This is a genomic window from Salegentibacter sp. BLCTC (genome assembly GCF_015143665.1).
Lineage (GTDB): Bacteria > Bacteroidota > Bacteroidia > Flavobacteriales > Flavobacteriaceae > Salegentibacter > Salegentibacter maritimus.
This window is the reverse complement of record NZ_WYEW01000012.1, coordinates 37,826-55,009: the sequence shown is the minus strand read 5'-3', so window position 1 is coordinate 55,009 and position 17,184 is coordinate 37,826. Positions and strand designations below refer to the sequence as shown.

The following is a 17,184-nucleotide window of genomic DNA, read 5'->3' as shown; positions in this document are numbered from 1 at the left end:
AGGATTAAGGGTTTAGAACATGGAAAGTTGTGAAGAATTATTTTCGTGGTTTAAAAGCCATTGCTTACGTGATAATCCACCCGCATATCCGGTTAGGAAACCGTCGCTGCCAATTACGCGATGGCAGGGAATTACTATCCAGAGCGGATTTTTTCCGTTTGCCGAAGCTACTGCCCGTATTGCCTTTTCGTTACCCAGCTTTCTGGAAAGTTTAAGGTAACTACAGGTTTTTCCAAAAGGAATTTTGTTAAGCGCTTTCCAAACTTTTTGCTGAAAAGCAGTTCCTTTGGGGTTAAGCTTTAAGCTGAATTCTTTAAGATCTCCTTTAAAATAATCGTTTAATTCTTGAACTGCCAATTGAAAAAAAGGAGGTATTTCTGTTGAAGTTGGAATTTCTTCATCCAGGATTTGAATTGCCGTTATTCCCGCTTCGTCTCCACTAATGCTGGCCGTTCCCAGCGGAGTTTTCAGAAATATCTGATGTGGCATCTGCGTCTTCCTCATTGTCTTTCCTTTGAATTAACCCAAGGCGTTTTGCTCTTTTTTCCCAGTTTTGGCGTGCCAGCATCTGCATATCTTCAATACTATCACTTTCATCCATAATTTCAAGGCCTAAAAGCGTTTCAATAATATCTTCCATGGTTACCAGGCCAACCGTATTTCCAAATTCATCTACAATCATGGAAATATGCCCTCTTTTTTGAACAAAATTCTCAAAAAGTTCGGGTATTGGGGTGTCTGCCGCACTCATAAAGATTTCTCTTTTTAAAGAGCTTAAAGGCTCTGACCCCCTATCATCAATCATTTGTTCCAGCACATCATCTTTTAATATGAATCCTGTTACATTGTTGGTTTGGTTCTTATAAACAGGAATCCTGGAAAATTTAAGGTTTTTATGAGTTCTGTGAAACTCTTCTATGCTGGTATCTTCATTTTCAATAATAGCAACAGAATAGGGTGTCATTACATCTTTTGCTTTAACCGATTTAAATACCAGGAGGTTTTTAATAACCGTTGTTTCACTTTCATCAAAAACACCTTCTTCCTCGGCAGCATCTGTAATTGCAGCAAATTCTTCGCGATTCATAGACGAAACATGGGCCGATTTCCCTATTAACTTAGTGGTAAGCATCATAAACCAAAGTATCCCGGTGTATTGCAGCGGGAAGATCATTATTCTAAGGGTTTTTGCCGTGAAATTTCCTAGAGATTGCCAATAGGTTGCACCAATGGTTTTAGGGATTATTTCAGAAAGAATCAAGATAGCCATGGTCATAATTGCAGATACTATTCCCACTGCATTGCCACCATCGCCATAAATTTTTTCTGCCTGTACCCCCACCAAAATAGCACCAACAGTATGGGCAATAGTATTAACAGTTAATATGGCAATTAAGGGTTTGTCTATATCCTGCTTAAAATTTGCCAGAGTTGTAGCGTATGCTTTTCCTTCTTTATTTTTAATTTTTATATAAGAAGGGGTTACACTCAATAAAGCTGCTTCCAGGATAGAACACATAAAAGAAAAGAAGATGGAAAGAACAGCAAATAAAATTAGTAATCCCATATTAGTTTTAAGGCTTGTTTGAAATACTAATTTAAAGATAATTCCTGCAAAGAGGTACAAAGAAATGATAAAACATCAAAAACCGCCCCAATAGATAGAAATTGGGGCGTAATAAGAGTTATTTAGGAGGTTTTAAGCCGAAAGTTTTTCATTAATTATGCGCTGCCACTTCCTCGCAATAACCAAACTTTCTGATGCATTGTTGCGCTCGTTTTCATTACTATCTTCATCATAAAAGATAATTTTGGTGAGTTTTTGATGTTTTTTGCTTTCTGAAATGTCTAAACTAACGCTTTTAATTAGTTTGTTGTTTTCAGGAAAAGTGCAAGAGTTTACTGTGCTACTTTTTACTTTAGTAAGGTCTAAAATTTTGTGTTGCATATTATTGGTAGGCTCTACAATAAGCAATTTATTTGCTTTGGTATCTAAGCCAAGTAATAGATTGGCCGAAACCTCAAAAGTGTCTGCGTTCAAGTTGTTTTGAGCACTTATGTTTTTAAGATTTTTTAGCCTGTTTTTTTCTTTGTTGTTTTGTTGCCAAATAAGGTATAGCACCGGCAGCATAAATAATGCTAAAAGGCCAAGGCCAATTAGTGTAGATACGGTATCCATTTTTGTAAAATTTAGGTGATTTTTTATGTGTTTGCTCTGTTATAGAGCCAGATATGATTTACGAAAAAGTTTGAATTTTTCGGAAACCTGTATAATCACCAGAAAAAATGGAAAGGATAAATATATTGTAGGATTAACTGCCTTTGATCTAAATGATTGAAAAATGCTAATTTCCCAATGTAAGGTGGCAGTATTTCTTTTGAAGTTAAAGTAGAAACAAAACTTCCTGAAAAATCTAGGCTATTTTCCTCTGAGGTGCTGTGTTCAGAACTAAGGTTTTCGGCAAATAGAACAGCTTGTTTGTTCTGTTCAGCTTGTAGATAATCGTAATTTCTGGAATCTAGATTCTCATCAGAAAAACCAGAAAAAGCAAAACCCTGCCCTGAAAAGGACATAAATAATATGGCTAATAGCGCATATAAAGTTCTAAAATTTTTCTGGTGTTTCATCTAGCAAAAGTATATAAAAACCGGTTTGTTAATTGCTAAAATTTAGTTATAAATTTTAAGAAATAAGCTTTACTGCATCCCTGACAAAATAACTGGCAATCATTGATGCCCCGGCACGTTTTATAGCGGTTAATTGTTCTAATACTACGGCATCATGGTCTAGCCAACCTTTTTCGGCCGCAGCTTTTATCATTGCATATTCCCCACTTACCTGGTAAACAGCTACCGGAATATCTACTACATTCCTAATGTCTCGAACAATATCTAAATAACATAAGCCGGGTTTTACCATCACAATATCTGCACCTTCCTCAATATCCATAAGGGTTTCTTTAACTGCTTCCTCACGGTTGGCAGGATCCATTTGATAGCTTTTTTTGTCTTTTGGAATATTCTCGGCATCAACCGGTGCAGAATCCAGAGCATCCCTAAACGGCCCGTAAAAAGCCGATGCATATTTGGCACTGTAACTCATAATTCCGGTGTCATAAAACCCCTGATCTTCCAATAAATTTCGCATTTCTAAAATGCGACCGTCCATCATATCGCTTGGAGCGAGGATATCGGCACCGGCTTTGGCATGAGAGAGTCCCATTTCAGCCAAGATGGAGGTGGTGTCGTCATTACTAATTTTCCCATCGGTAACTACTCCGTCGTGTCCATAAACAGAATATGGGTCCAAAGCAACATCGGTCATAACCAACATCTCGGGCACTGTATTTTTTACGGTTTTTATGGCTCGTTGCATAAGTCCGTTTGCATTTAAAGCTTCTGAGCCAGCATTATCTTTTAGGTTTTCAGGAACCTTTACAAATAGCAAAACCGATTTAATTCCTAATGCCCATAGCTCTTTTACCTCTTTCTCTAACAAATCAAGACTAAACCTAAAATAATTGGGCATAGAAGCGATCTCTTCCTTTTTGTTTTTTCCTTCCACCACAAAAAGCGGTGCGATAAAATCGTTTGGACTAATCGCGGTTTCTCTTACAAGACTACGAATAGCCTCATTAGTCCTTAATCTTCTATTTCTTCTTAGTGGATACATTTTTTTTGGCTTTAAGCCAATAGCTATAAGCAATTAGCTGTTGGCGTTTAATTTAATTTTTGAATTAAAGAGTTCAGCATTTTTTTAATTTCCTCTACTTGAAAAATTATTGGCTTGCTTTGCGCCTCTGTTATAAAATTAAGATCAACACTTAATAGAATTTGGTATTCTAATTCATTGGCTGAACCAAATGCAATGTAGAGAAATCTTGCAAAACCTTTGTCGCTTTTCCTTCCACAACCTTCAGCAATATTTGTGGGAATAGAACTGGAAGAACGCTTCATTTGGCTAACCAAACTATAAAGCTCTTCTTGAGGATAATTGGCTAGTATTTGATAAACATCAAGCGTGAGTTTATGAGCTTTTTCCCAAACTGAAAAATTTTTATAGTTTCTCATATTTCCCTGCTTAATGCTAAAAGCTAAAGGCTGATAGCTATTAAACCCAATTTCGTGGTTTTTCCAAAACTTTTATTAATTTTTCTTCCTCGCTGCCTGATTTGGGATGGTGGTTGTAAGCCCATTGTACGTGTGGGGGGAGGCTCATTAAAATACTTTCAATTCTTCCGTTGGTTTTTAATCCGAACAGGGTGCCTTTATCGTGTACTAAATTAAATTCTACGTAGCGTCCGCGTCTTATTTCCTGCCAGTTGCGGTTTGCCTCATTATAGGATAGGTTTTTGCGTTTCTCTACAATTGGAACATAGGCTGCAAGGAAACTATTGCCTACTTCGGTCACAAAATCATACCAGTCTTTAATAGTTTTTTCTTCTGAAGCTTTTAAATAATCAAAAAATAGCCCTCCAATTCCCCGGGCTTCATTTCTATGGGAATTCCAGAAATATTCGTCGCATTTTTTCTTGTATTCGGGATAGAATTCGGGGGAATGTTTGTCGCAAGCTTCTTTTGAAACCTTATGGAAATGCACGGCATCTTCTTCAAACAGGTAATAGGGTGTAAGGTCTTGCCCGCCACCAAACCACTGGTCTAAAACCTTTCCATCTTTATCATACATTTCAAAATAACGCCAATTGGCATGAACGGTAGGTACCATCGGATTTTTTGGATGTATCACCAAGCTAAGGCCACAAGCAAAAAAATCTACATCTCCTACTTTAAAATATTGCTGCATAGCCGGGGCCAAAGGTCCATGTACCGCCGAAATATTTACACCGCCTTTTTCAAAAACAGCGCCATTTTCTATAACCCGGGTTCTACCGCCACCACCTTCTTCTCGTTCCCAAAGATCCTGGTGAAACCTGGCTTTACCGTCTATTTCTTCTAATTTACTACAGATTTTATCCTGTAATTTTTCAATGTAATTATAAAATTCCGCTCTCATTTTTCAATCTTCAATATAAACCAGGTTGTTTTTTGTTTTCGCTATTTCTTTAGTTTCCGATACTTTACGGGCGCTTTTCATTTTTTCCTGAAGCAGTGTGATAACTGCTTTAGATGATAAATTAGTTCCCTGAAATATAGCCTGCCCAAACCTGTTATTATGTAAATCCATTGCTTTGGCAAGCTTCTGATTTGGAGAAAGCTTTTCGTGCAACCCCGTAAATTGATCACTCCAAATTCTGGCAGCTTCTACCGATTGGGAAATTCTAAAACATTCCCGGCAAATCAAATAATTCCACAGCGCGTGTCTAAAGGCATTTTCTTTGCCATTTTTATGATGCTCTTTTTGATAAAGTTCATCACAAATCTTTAAGGTTTCAATAGTAGCCCGGTAGGTGGGTAACATATAGCGCGGTTTACTTATAAAAACTTTAAAGACTGCAAGCAGCTCTTTAAAGTTCATATTTTTAATTCGCGCCCAGACTGACACTACCTGGCTTTATATTCTTTTACCGCTTCTACAAAGGCTTTTGCATTCTCTACCGGGATATCGGGTAAAATACCGTGCCCCAGGTTTACGATATACCTGTCTTTTCCAAATTCACTAATCATTTGGGCCACCATTTTTTTGATCTCTGCCGGTGGGGAATACAACCTTGAAGGGTCAAAATTACCCTGTAAGGTGATTTTGCCTCCGCTTAAATACCGGGCATTTCTGGCACTAATCGTCCAGTCTACACCTAAAGCTGAAGCTCCCGAATTTGCCATTTCATTAAGCGCAAACCAGCAGCCTTTTCCAAATGCTATTACCGGAATATCATCTTTTAAAGCATCAATAATCTGCTGGATGTATTTCCAGGAAAATTCCTGGTAATCTACAGGGCTCAACATACCGCCCCAAGAATCAAAAATTTGTACGGCATCTACACCAGCTTCAACCTTAGCTTTGAGGTAAGCGATGGTTGTATCGGTTATTTTTTGTAGTAATTGATGGGCTGCTATTGGGTTGGTAAAACAAAACTTCTTGGCTTTATCAAAGTTTTTAGAACCCTGGCCCTGTACAGCATAACATAAAATTGTCCATGGGGAACCTGCAAAACCAATAAGCGGAACTTCATTATTCAGTTCCTGTTTGGTCATTTTAATAGCATCCATCACGTAACCCAAAGTCTCTTCTATATTGGGAACAATCACCTCTTCTACGGCTTTTGTTGTTCGAATAGGATTGGGTAACCATGGGCCAACGCCCGGTTTCATTTCTACCTCTATGTTCATGGCCTGTGGAACCACCAAAATATCGCTAAATAAAATAGCCGCATCGGTACCTACCTGGTGTATTGGCATAACCGTAATTTCGGTAGCCAATTCTGGAGTCCTGCAACGAGTAAAGAAGTCGTACTTTTCTTTAAGCTTCATAAAATCTGGAAGGTAACGGCCTGCCTGTCGCATCATCCAAACCGGTGGTCGCTCTACTGTTTCACCTTTTAAAGCCTTTAGGAATAGATCGTTTTTTATCATTTTTTAAAATATTTTACTACCTGTACAATCACATTTTCAATGCTTGGTTTGGTAGCAATTATTATGTTGTTTGTATGTTCTTGGGCTTCTAAAGCAGTAGTATTTCCTATACAAAATGCGGTGATGCCTGAAAGTGTATTTTTTTCGGTAAAACTTTGTACGGCACTTGGACTAAAGAATAGAATTCCATCAAAATTTTGGGAAAATGCCTGTAGATTTAGGCTTGTATTATAGACTTGAATTTCCTGAAATTTAATATTTTCTTGTTGTAGCCTTCCGGGGATTTCGTCCATCCTTTTATTGCCGCAAAAAAACGTAAAAGTTTCTGAAGCATATTTTTTGGCAATAATATTGGCTAAATCTTTACCATAATCTGCAATTTCCTGTATGTGAAAACCATTATCGCTTAAAAGTTCGGCGGTTTTTTCCCCAACACAAAAGCAGTTTTTAAACCTTATTTTTCCCAATACAGCGTTTACCGAGTTTTTACTGGTAAAAATTACGTTTTCAATTTCTTTTGATGGAAGTTGAGCATTGGTAGGACTTATAAAAATTGCATCATATTCTACCAGGCTTAATCCCGAATTTAGAAACAACTGTTTCTGGGAATTACTGAGTTTTTTTGTGGAGAGAATGCTTTTCATTCCAAATTGTTTAAATAAAAATCAGTCCTGACTATTTATTTCGGCTTTTATTTGCTGCATTAGTTTCGAGCCGCCATTATTTAGAACTTCTTCAGCACAACGTTTTCCTAAATTTTCAAATTCGTTTAAAGCAACCGTTTTTTCTATCCCAATTTTTTGTTTTCCGTCCAGACTAAAAAGAGCAGCTTTAAAATAAATCAGGTCTTTTTCAGTAGTGGCTAATGCACCAATTGGAGCGGTACAACCGCCTTCGAGAACCTTTAGAAATTCGCGTTCAACATGTACGCATATTTCAGATTCTTTATGGTTTAATAAAGCAAGGGCTTTTCGTGTAAAGTCATCTTGCTCCATGGCAACTACCAGCATGGCACCCTGTGCCGGGGCCGGAATCATCCAATTTAGATCTATAAAGTTTTCTGGTTTTAAAGCGATACGTTCCAGGCCGGCAGCAGCGAAAATTGCCCCATTCCAGGCATTATCCTCTAATTTCTTCATCCTGGTGTTTACATTGCCGCGTAAGTCTACTACCCGATGTGCCGGGTATTTGTTTAACCATTGAGCTTTTCTTCTTAAACTGCCTGTAGCAATAGTTCCTTCTTTTTCAAGGAAATCAAGACCTTTGTGAACAAGAATATCTTTAGTGTTGGCACGTTTTAAGACCGCAGCCTCCACGATTCCTTTTGGAAGTGCTGTGGGCACATCTTTCATAGAGTGCACAGCAATATCAATATCACCTTTTATCATGGCCACATCCAGGGTTTTGGTAAAAATCCCGGTAATGCCCATTTCGTAAAGTGGTTGATTCAAATTAAGATCTCCCGTAGATTTAACGGGCAAAAGTTGAGTTTTGTGGCCTGCTTTTTCTAATGCATTCTGCACAGTCTTTGCCTGCCAGAGAGCGAGTTCGCTATCCCTGGTGCCAATACGAATTACTTTATTCATTGCGCCTGTTCTTCTAGCTGAAATACTTTCTGGATTAATTCCAGGCTTTCGTTGGTAGTTTCCGAATCTTCTTTTAAATGATTGGCAAAATGCTTCATTATTTTTTGAATAATCCTGTCGCTAACTATTTCAGCTTGTTCATCGTTAAAATCTGATATTTTTTTACGCTGAAAATCGAGCTCGGCATCTTTCATACTTCTAAGCTTTTTCTTTAAAGCTTTTATTGTAGGAGCAAATTTTCTTGTTTCAAGCCATTTATTGAAGTCTGTCTCTACTTCTTTGATAATAACTTCGGCTTCTGGAATAAAACGCTTTCTACGCTCTAAATTCTCATCTGTAATTTTTGAAAGTTCATCCAGGTGCACCAGTTTTACGTTAAGCAAATGTGCTACATCTTCTGAAACGTTCTTCGGAATAGAAAGGTCTAAAACCAGTAAATCTTTATTAGAATAGATTAGTTCTTTAGAGATAGTGGGGTTTTGCGCTCCGGTGGCAACAATAAGAATATCTGTATTTCTTATTTCTGCCTGTAAATCGGCATAATCTTTAACGATAAGATTAAATTTCCCGGCAATTTTTTCCGCTTTATCCTTGGTGCGGTTAATTAGGGTTATATGTTCGTTATGGGTATGTTTAATTAGATTTTCGCAGGTGTTTCGTCCTATTTTCCCGGTGCCGAAAAGCAAGATGTTTTTGTCGGTTACATTGGGTACATTTTTTAAAATGTATTGTACAGAGGCAAAAGATACTGAGGTAGCCCCCGTTGAAATTTGAGTTTCGTTTTTAATACGCTTGCTCGCCTGTATTACGGCATTAACCAGTCTTTCTAAAAAGGCATTCACCAAACCAAGTTTTTTGGAACGGGTAAAGGCCAGTTTTAACTGACTAATAATTTCAAAATCCCCCAGGATTTGACTATCCAGGCCGGTTCCCACCCTAAACATATGGGAAATGGCCTGTTTGTTTTTATGAACATATGCTACTTTTTCAAACTCTTCTACCGTGCCATGAGTGTGTTCACAGAGTAGCTTTATAAGTTGAAAAGGATGTTCGGCAAATCCATAGATTTCAGTTCGGTTGCAGGTAGAAGTTACCAAAATGCCATCAATCCCTTCAGCATTAGCCTGAAGAAGTAAACGGTTCTTTGCTTCTTCATCTAAACTAAAATGTCCTCTTATCTCTGCATCGGCCTTTTTATAACTAAGACCAATTGTGTAAAAATGTTTTCCGCTTGCTATATGATAATCTTTCATGTACCTGTATGGGGTATTCGTGTGCAAAATTAAGCTAATGATAAATCAAAAAGTAACGCTCAAAGTACTTTTTGTATCGCTTTCAGTTATTTTAGTTTTTTTAACTCCTTAAAATAACGCGTTTACTTACATTTGTAGCAATAATAGTCGGTTTCAACAACGTAGTTTAGAATAATTCTAAATAGTATTAAAATTTAAATTATGGTTTTAGAAGATAAAAATAACGCTGAAAGATTTGCAGAAGGCTTAAAAATTGAAGAGGGTTTTTATCTTTTAAAGTTTGAAAATGACACTTCGAATAGTCAAAAAATTATAAGGGATATTGATAGTAGTTTTATCCAGTTTCATTTTAATTTGAAAGGTAATTGTAAGTTTCAGTTTAATAAGGGCAATTACGAGCTTCCGCTTAACGAAGAAAGTTCGTTACTGTTGTATAATCCGCAGCAAGACCTTCCGCTTAACCTGGTTTTGGAGCCAAACTCCTGGCTAATTTCGCTTGTGATTTCTATTAAAAAATTCCATTCCCTTTTTTCTCAGGAAGCGGGCTATATTACTTTTTTAAGTGCAGAAAATAAAGATAAAAAGTATTATAAAGATGCTCCTATTTCACCTTCTATGGCCATAGTGCTTAACCAGGTAATGAACTTCAATCTTACCCGCAGTATAAAAAATCTATACTTTAAAGCTAAGGCCTACGAATTGTTAAGTTTATATTTTAACCGAACCGAAGACCCCGATGTAGAGCAATGTCCTTTTTTAATTGACGAAGAGAATATTATAAAAATAAGGAGAGCCAAGGATATTGTTATTTCCCGAATGGCCGAACCACCGTCGTTGCAGGAATTATCTGATGAAATTGGCTTAAGCCTTAAAAAATTAAAAGAAGGCTTTAAGCAAATTTATGGGGACTCGGTGTACAGTTTTCTATTTGATTATAAAATGGAATTTGCAAGAAAACTTTTGGATAGTGGCGATTATAATGTAAACGAAGTGGGTTTAAAAGTAGGCTATAGTACTTCCAGTCATTTTATTGCCGCTTTTAAAAAGAAATTTGGTACAACACCAAAGAAATATATTATGTCGCTAAACCCAAACCTGTAAATATGTATAGATTAGGAGTGCTTGTTTTTTTAGGGCTTTTTCTTTTTAATCAGCATAACTGTTTTGCACAGGATGCCGGGAATAAAGACAGTAAGGTGCAAAAGCAGGTAATGGTTTTCTATAAAACCGAAGGTTTTTGGCACAAATCTATTCCTGCCGGTTTAGACTTAATTAAGGAGCTCGCATCAGATCACAGTTTTAAAGTAACTACCACTAAAGATGGGGGTGACTTTAACGGGGAAAATCTGGCTGAATTTAATCTTGTGATTTTTCTTAATACCACGGGAAATGTTTTAAATGAAAGTGAGCAGGGTGCTTTTGAAAAATATATAAAGAACGGGGGTAATTTCTTTGGAATTCACGCCGCAGCAGATACCGAGTTTGAATGGCCCTGGTTTGGTAAGTTAGTAGGTGGATATTTTGCCGGGCACCCTAAGGTACAGGAAGCAGATATTCATGTAAATATGCCAAAGCACCCAACGGTTTCGCATCTGCCAAAGATTTGGACCAGAACAGATGAATGGTATAATTATAAAAATTTAAACCCCCAAATGCAGGTTTTGCTCTATCTAGACGAGAATTCGTATGAAGGTGGCACTAACGGTGATGCACATCCCATTGCCTGGATGAGAAAAACCGGCTACGGCGGAATTTCTATTTATACAGGTTTGGGGCATACTATTCAATCTTATAGCGAACCAGAATTTAAGGAACATATTTTACAAAGTATTTTGTACACATTAAACGAAGTAAAAAAATAAAATCTCTATTAAGTCATAAGAAAGTGTAATACAATAAAGTTTTATTGCATTTTTAATAAGCTTATTTTTGAGGTTGAAAAAGAAAAATTATGAGTAAAGGCGTACTATTGGTTAACCTGGGGTCTCCAAAAAGCACCGACCCTAAAGACGTAAAAGAATACCTGGACGAATTCTTAATGGATGAGCGGGTTATAGATGTACCATACTGGGCCCGTACCCTTTTGGTAAGGGGAATTGTGTTAAATACAAGGCCTAAAAAATCGGCTGCGGCCTATCAAAAAATATGGTGGGAAGAAGGTTCTCCTCTCATTGTATTGTCTGAACGGCTTCAGGAAAAGATAGATAAAAACACCTCGGTGCCAATTGCTTTAGCCATGCGTTATGGAGAACCAAGTATAAAATCCGGGCTTCAGGAATTGCACGATAAAGGGGTAGATGAGGTGTTGCTATTTCCCTTATATCCGCAATTTGCAATGGCTACTACAGAAACTATTCTTGTTTTGGCCGAAGAGCGTAGAAAAGAGCATTTCCCGGAAATGCAATTCACCACCATGCCACCATTTTATAATCACTCCGATTATATTAGGGTGTTGGCCGAAAGTATTGCCGAAAATCTTAAAGGAAAAGATTTCCAGCATTTATTGTTTTCTTATCATGGGGTGCCAGAGCGGCATATTAGAAAAAGTGATGTTACCAAATCGCATTGCAAGATCGATGGCAGTTGTTGCCAAACAGCTTCGGCAGCGCATCAATTTTGTTATCGCCACCAGTGTTTTGAAACCACCAGGCTGGTTGCCGAATATTTAGAATTAAAAGAAAATTCTTATAGCGTTTCTTTCCAATCCCGTTTAGGTTTCGATCCATGGTTACAACCTTATACCGATAGAACCATAGAGCGTTTTGGAAAACAGGGAATGAAAAAACTGGCTATTGTTACTCCGGCTTTCGTTTCAGATTGTTTAGAAACCCTGGAAGAAATAGCCATGGAAGGCGAGGAGATATTTCACGAAGTTGGCGGTGAAGAATTTACTGTGGTTCCCTGCTTAAACGATAGAGACGATTGGGTTAAGGTGCTTTCCCGTTGGGTAGATGAATGGGCGCATCAAAAGCCGGTTAACGTATAATGGCTTCGGCAAATTCCACAAATCTTGGAGAGAAACCAATAGCTAAATTACTCGTGCAACAAGCGGCACCGGCTTCTATAGGAATTCTGGTGATGTCGCTAAATATTTTAATCGATACCATATTTGTAGGAAACTGGATTGGTTCTACGGCTATTGCAGCAATAAACGTAGTACTTCCGGTTTCTTTTTTTATTGCCGCCCTGGGTATGGCCATTGGTATTGGGGGATCATCCATAATTAGTCGGGCCCTTGGTGCTAATAATCAAAAAAAGGCAGTAAAAACTTTTGGGAATCAAATTAGCCTTACCTTACTTCTTACCATTAGTCTTGTAATTATAGGGCTTGTTTTTGTAGATTCCCTTATTCCGGTTTTCGGGGGAAAAGGTGATATTTTTGAGCCGGCAAAAATTTATTATACCATCGTGCTTTACGGCGTACCGTTTTTAGCACTTTGCATGATGGGAAATACCGTGATTAGGGCAGAAGGCAAGCCTAAATTTGCGATGATTGCCATGATTATTCCCTCTGTAGGGAATTTGCTCTTAGATTATATCCTTATCAATCAAATGGGGCTTGGAATGTGGGGAGCAGCCTGGGCTTCTACCGCTTCTTACTTTTTTTGCTTTGCCTATGTCTTCTGGTTTTTTATTTCTAAAAATTCCGAGCTTAAAATTAGATTGCCAGATTTTCAACTTCATAAAACTATAATTTCTGAAATAGGCTCGCTGGGTTTTGTCACCTTAGCACGGCAGGCTGTAGTTAGTATTATTTATTTACTGATGAATAATATTTTGTTTGATCTGGGTGGGGAAGATTCAGTAGCGATTTATGCTATTATTGGAAGAATGCTCATGTTTGCCCTTTTTCCCGTATTGGGGGTTACACAGGGTTTTTTGCCCATTGCCGGTTTTAATTATGGCGCTCAAAAATACCATCGGGTAAAGAAAAGTATTAATACTGCTATTTTATATGCCTGTGGCCTGGGATTGTTGGTCTTTGGCGGTATTATGTTATTTGCTGAAGAAATTGTTGGAATCTTTACTCAAAATCCAAAAATTATAGCCGAAACTCCAAATGCCATGCGTTGGGTTTTTGCAGCAACACCTATTGTAGCCATTCAATTAATTGGGGCTGCATATTACCAGGCGGTTGGAAAAGCCATTCCTGCTTTATTGCTTACCCTTTCGCGTCAGGGCTTCTTTTTTATCCCATTAATACTTATTTTACCTGGATATTTCGGTGAAATTGGAGTTTGGATCTCTTTTCCTATTGCCGATTTACTTTCAACGCTACTCACGGCTTATTTTTTAAATAGGGAAATAAGGCTAAAACTAAGGCCCGCAACCTCCCGATAATTTTTCCATAGAAAAATTCATAAATCCCTATCTTTGTTGGAAAGGCCGAAAAACCATGGATAAGAATGCTTTGAAAATAGAACTGATTCAAAAAATCATTGCTTGTGATGATGAAGTTTTGCTTATGAAGATGGAAGCTTTGTTGAAAAATGTAAAACCTGGAGCTAGTGAACCAGGAGAAAACTATGAAGTAGAAAGCCGAAGTAGCCAACTTTCAAAGGAACAATTGAAAGAAATAGAGAGGCGTTGGGAGGCATATAAAAGAGGTGAGGAAAAAGCAATTCCCTGGGAAGAGGCCAGGCGGGAAATTGAAAGAAAATATGGGGTTTAGCCTTAAGATAAGCTCTTCGGCTCAACTTGATTTTAAAAGTGCTATCCATTGGTATGAATCTAAACAATTCGGTTTAGGTAAGCGTTTTTTTAATGATTTCGAAAATACATTAAACCGAATTCAATCTAACCCTTATATCTTTCGGCTTGAAAATAATTATAGAAATGCTCTTTTAGATATTTTTCCTTACCTGGTGATTTTTGAAATAGACGATCAAGAAATAATAATTCTTGCTATTTTCAACACTCATCAAAACCCAACCAAAAAACCATAATTAGTGATAGAATATTACCAATACATAAAAGCACTACATCTTATCTTTGTGATCACCTGGTTCGCTGGGCTTTTTTATATTCCGCGCTTGTTTATTTATCATATTGAAGCAACCCAAAAACCGGAACCGGAAAAGAGTATTTTGGCTGCCCAGCTAAAGTTAATGACAAAAAGACTCTGGTTTATTATCACCTGGCCTTCGGCTATTTTAGCCAGTTTGTTCGCTTTTTTACTCCTTCACCTTTCTCCGGGATGGCTTTCACAAGATTGGATGTTGGTAAAATTAGGTTTTGTAGTCTTGTTGTATGCCTATCATTTTAAAACACATCTTATTTTTAAAGAACTCCAAAACGATGTAGTAAAATGGACCTCAAACCAAATGCGGCTTTGGAACGAAGTATCTACCTTAATTCTCTTTTCGGTTATATTTTTAGTAATTGTAAGAGATGCTTTAAACTGGATTTACGGAGTTTTGGGTATTTTCCTGTTGGCCGCAATGCTAATGTTGGGTGTTAAAATTTATAAGCGCATTAGAGCTAAAAATCCTGATGCTTAATTGGTGCGATAATTGCTTACATTGAGCTAATTATTAATTATGAAGCTTTCAAAACTTTCTTTAAGTACCCGCATTTTTATCTCCATGATCCTATTGGTGTTGGGAGCTTCTATTTTAATTGTGGGTATTACGGTGTATCAATATAAGCACGAAGCCGAGAATTATCACCGTGAGCGCCTGGAAAGAAAAGAACAGGCTATTAAGGAAAATATTAAATTTATCCTGGCCAGTACTACTTTTCTGGTAAATACCGAGAATATAGACATCATTTTTAGGGAGCGCAATAAGATTCATGAAATGGCCCAGGTTCATGAAATGCAAATCAACATTTATGATCTTCAGGGGGAACTCTTAATAAAATCTGATCAATCCTTTTTCAGAGATACTACCGATAATCAGCTAGATGCGCATATTTTACGAAAATTAGAACTATCGGAAAGCAAAAGGTATATTGAAAAAAATGAAATTAACGATCAAAAATTTCAGTCTTCTTATTCTTATATTTTAGATGGAAAGTTTAAACCCCTGGCTATCTTGTACCTTCCCTATGTGCAGGATGATACGGTTTTAAATCGCGATTTAAATAATTTCCTTCTACGAATGGGAGAAGTGTATTTATTTATGTTGGTGCTGGCAATTATTTTGTCTTATTTCCTTTCAAAATATATCACTAAATCCCTAAAAATTATTTCAGATAAAATTACAGAAACCAGGCTGGATAAACGCAACCAGAAAATAGATATTAACAATGCTTCCGAAGAGATTTATACCCTTGTGGCGGCTTATAATAGTATGATAGACGAGCTGGAAGAAAGTGCTGTAAAACTGGCTGCCAGTGAACGGGAGCAGGCCTGGCGCGAAATGGCCAAACAGGTAGCTCACGAAATTAAAAATCCGTTAACTCCAATGCGTTTAAGCGTTCAAAGTTTTGAGCGTAATTTTAATAAACATGATCCTGAAATAGAAGCAAAAGTAGCCGAATATTCTACTACCCTCATCAACCAGATAGATACAATGAGCTCTATTGCAGAGGCGTTTTCAAATTTCGCCAAAATGCCGGCGCAGCAAAATGAGATGCTAAACGTGCCAAAAATAGTAAAGCTCGCACTGGATATTTTCAATGAAAATTATATTCAATTTACCAGTGAAAAAGAAGAAATCCTTGCCAAATTTGACCGAACACAGCTTATTAGGGTTATAACCAACTTGGTGAAAAATGCCATACAGGCTATGCAGGGCCAAAAAAATCCTCGAATTATGGTGAGTATTCATGAAGAAGAGGAAAATGTTTGTGTGATTATTTCAGATAATGGTGCAGGAATTTCCGAAGAAAATATAGAAAAGGTATTTGAACCTAAATTTACGACCAAAAATAGCGGGATGGGACTTGGGCTAGCTATGGTAAAGAATATTGTGGAAACCTATAACGGAAGTATTACCTTTACTTCTAAACAGGGGAAAGGCACTACATTTAAGGTGCGATTTCCAAAATAAATAAAAACCGAATAAAAATCTTAGATATGGAATTCGAAAATATTGTAACAGAAAATAATGAGGGAATCTTACACATCATTATTAATCGTCCAAAAAAATTAAACGCATTAAACAGGGATACTATTCAGGAACTTCATGAGGCTTTTACTGATGCGAGGGAAGATGAAGAAGTAAAAGTGGTTATTTTAACCGGAAGCGGAGAAAAGGCCTTTGTAGCGGGTGCCGATATTAGTGAATTTGCCGATTTTTCTGCAGAAGAAGGTCGGGAGCTTGCCGCTAAAGGACAAGCCAATTTATTCGATTTTGTGGCAAATTTCCCGAAACCGGTGATTGCAGCGGTAAATGGTTTTGCCCTTGGCGGCGGACTCGAATTGGCCATGGCAACACATTTTAGAGTGGCCAGCGATAACGCAAAAATGGGCTTACCCGAAACTTCCCTGGGTTTAATTCCCGGCTATGGTGGTACACAACGACTTCCACAACTTGTTGGAAAGGGGCGCGCTATGGAAATGATTATGACTGCCGGAATGATAGATGCTAAACAGGCGCTTCAATATAATCTTGTGAATCACGTTTGCGAGCCGGATGAACTTATAGAGTTTACAGAAAAAATTGCTCAAAAGATTATGAGAAATTCTTTAGTTGCTATGAGTGCAGCTATTAGAGCGGTTAATGCAAATTACGAAGATGGCGTAAACGGTTTTGAAGTTGAAATTAGCGAATTTGGAAGTTCTTTCGCAACCGAAGATTTTAAAGAAGGGACTTTAGCCTTTTTAAATAAACGCAAAGCCGATTTTCCGGGGAAATAAATAATACAGA

General features: G+C 37.4%; 21 protein-coding genes. 9 read left to right on the top strand and 12 right to left on the bottom strand.

Going from position 1 to position 17,184, the window contains the following annotated elements:
- Nucleotides 1-12 precede the first annotated feature (12 nt).
- The 12 genes from GUB10_RS14020 to hemA all read right to left on the bottom strand — a co-directional run bounded on the left by GUB10_RS14020 (nt 13) and on the right by hemA (nt 9,370).
- Nucleotides 13-489: a methylated-DNA--[protein]-cysteine S-methyltransferase gene (locus GUB10_RS14020; protein WP_193712092.1), complete on the bottom strand. Its 477-nt coding sequence runs from the start codon at nt 487-489 to the stop codon at nt 13-15.
- Nucleotides 440-1,567, bottom strand: coding sequence for a CNNM domain-containing protein (locus GUB10_RS14015; RefSeq protein ID WP_193712091.1), 1,128 nt, complete (start codon nt 1,565-1,567; stop codon nt 440-442). Before GUB10_RS14015 ends, GUB10_RS14020 begins: the two co-directional genes overlap by 50 nt.
- A 132-nt stretch (nt 1,568-1,699) precedes the next feature.
- Nucleotides 1,700-2,179: a hypothetical protein gene (locus tag GUB10_RS14010; RefSeq protein ID WP_193712090.1), complete on the bottom strand. Its 480-nt coding sequence runs from the start codon at nt 2,177-2,179 to the stop codon at nt 1,700-1,702.
- A gap of 95 nt (nt 2,180-2,274) precedes the next feature.
- Nucleotides 2,275-2,628 (bottom strand): hypothetical protein, encoded by a 354-nt coding sequence (locus GUB10_RS14005; protein ID WP_193712089.1) that lies wholly within the window; start codon nt 2,626-2,628, stop codon nt 2,275-2,277.
- A 55-nt stretch (nt 2,629-2,683) separates the two neighbouring features.
- Nucleotides 2,684-3,673 carry a porphobilinogen synthase gene (gene hemB, locus GUB10_RS14000; RefSeq protein ID WP_193712088.1) on the bottom strand — a complete coding sequence of 330 codons (990 nt, stop codon included), beginning with the start codon at nt 3,671-3,673 and terminating at the stop codon, nt 2,684-2,686.
- A 47-nt stretch (nt 3,674-3,720) separates the two neighbouring features.
- Nucleotides 3,721-4,071 carry a four helix bundle protein gene (locus GUB10_RS13995; RefSeq protein ID WP_193712087.1) on the bottom strand — a complete coding sequence of 117 codons (351 nt, stop codon included), beginning with the start codon at nt 4,069-4,071 and terminating at the stop codon, nt 3,721-3,723.
- 40 nt (nt 4,072-4,111) lie between these two features.
- The gene (gene hemF, locus GUB10_RS13990) at nt 4,112-5,014 is read right to left on the bottom strand and encodes an oxygen-dependent coproporphyrinogen oxidase (RefSeq protein WP_193712086.1); all 903 of its coding nucleotides are present in this window, start codon (nt 5,012-5,014) and stop codon (nt 4,112-4,114) included.
- Nucleotides 5,015-5,017: 3 nt separating this feature from the next.
- The gene (locus GUB10_RS13985) at nt 5,018-5,476 is read right to left on the bottom strand and encodes a hypothetical protein (RefSeq protein WP_193712085.1); all 459 of its coding nucleotides are present in this window, start codon (nt 5,474-5,476) and stop codon (nt 5,018-5,020) included.
- Nucleotides 5,477-5,502: 26 nt separating this feature from the next.
- Nucleotides 5,503-6,531: a uroporphyrinogen decarboxylase gene (hemE, locus tag GUB10_RS13980; RefSeq protein ID WP_193712084.1), complete on the bottom strand. Its 1,029-nt coding sequence runs from the start codon at nt 6,529-6,531 to the stop codon at nt 5,503-5,505.
- The gene (locus GUB10_RS13975) at nt 6,528-7,175 is read right to left on the bottom strand and encodes a uroporphyrinogen-III synthase (RefSeq protein ID WP_193712083.1); all 648 of its coding nucleotides are present in this window, start codon (nt 7,173-7,175) and stop codon (nt 6,528-6,530) included. The genes hemE and GUB10_RS13975 overlap by 4 nt, the downstream gene beginning before the upstream one ends.
- 21 nt (nt 7,176-7,196) lie before the next feature.
- Entirely contained in the window at nt 7,197-8,117 is a 921-nt protein-coding gene (hemC, locus tag GUB10_RS13970; RefSeq protein WP_193712082.1) for a hydroxymethylbilane synthase, read from the bottom strand.
- A complete protein-coding gene (hemA, locus tag GUB10_RS13965) occupies nt 8,114-9,370 on the bottom strand; it encodes a glutamyl-tRNA reductase (RefSeq protein WP_193712081.1) in 1,257 nt (418 codons plus the stop codon). The genes hemC and hemA overlap by 4 nt, the downstream gene beginning before the upstream one ends.
- 201 nt (nt 9,371-9,571) lie before the next feature.
- Between hemA and GUB10_RS13960 the strand changes: the two genes are divergently transcribed.
- The 9 genes from GUB10_RS13960 (at nt 9,572) to GUB10_RS13920 (ending at nt 17,174) form a co-directional block, all read left to right on the top strand.
- Entirely contained in the window at nt 9,572-10,471 is a 900-nt protein-coding gene (locus tag GUB10_RS13960) for an AraC family transcriptional regulator (protein WP_193712080.1), read from the top strand.
- 2 nt (nt 10,472-10,473) lie between these two features.
- A complete protein-coding gene (locus GUB10_RS13955; RefSeq protein WP_193712079.1) occupies nt 10,474-11,232 on the top strand; it encodes a ThuA domain-containing protein in 759 nt (252 codons plus the stop codon).
- A gap of 89 nt (nt 11,233-11,321) precedes the next feature.
- Complete coding sequence (gene hemH, locus GUB10_RS13950; RefSeq protein WP_193712078.1) at nt 11,322-12,356, top strand: ferrochelatase; 1,035 nt, start codon at nt 11,322-11,324, stop codon at nt 12,354-12,356.
- The gene (locus GUB10_RS13945; protein WP_193712077.1) at nt 12,356-13,711 is read left to right on the top strand and encodes an MATE family efflux transporter; all 1,356 of its coding nucleotides are present in this window, start codon (nt 12,356-12,358) and stop codon (nt 13,709-13,711) included. Before hemH ends, GUB10_RS13945 begins: the two co-directional genes overlap by 1 nt.
- A 55-nt stretch (nt 13,712-13,766) precedes the next feature.
- A complete protein-coding gene (locus GUB10_RS13940) occupies nt 13,767-14,042 on the top strand; it encodes an addiction module protein (protein WP_193712076.1) in 276 nt (91 codons plus the stop codon).
- A complete protein-coding gene (locus GUB10_RS13935) occupies nt 14,032-14,316 on the top strand; it encodes a type II toxin-antitoxin system RelE/ParE family toxin (RefSeq protein ID WP_193712075.1) in 285 nt (94 codons plus the stop codon). The genes GUB10_RS13940 and GUB10_RS13935 overlap by 11 nt, the downstream gene beginning before the upstream one ends.
- Before the next feature lie 6 nt (nt 14,317-14,322).
- Nucleotides 14,323-14,871, top strand: coding sequence for a CopD family protein (locus GUB10_RS13930; RefSeq protein ID WP_193712169.1), 549 nt, complete (start codon nt 14,323-14,325; stop codon nt 14,869-14,871).
- A 39-nt stretch (nt 14,872-14,910) separates the two neighbouring features.
- Entirely contained in the window at nt 14,911-16,365 is a 1,455-nt protein-coding gene (locus GUB10_RS13925) for a PAS domain-containing sensor histidine kinase (RefSeq protein WP_193712074.1), read from the top strand.
- A gap of 26 nt (nt 16,366-16,391) precedes the next feature.
- Nucleotides 16,392-17,174, top strand: a complete 783-nt coding sequence (locus GUB10_RS13920; protein WP_193712073.1) for an enoyl-CoA hydratase/isomerase family protein — start codon at nt 16,392-16,394, stop codon at nt 17,172-17,174.
- Nucleotides 17,175-17,184: the final 10 nt, after the last annotated feature.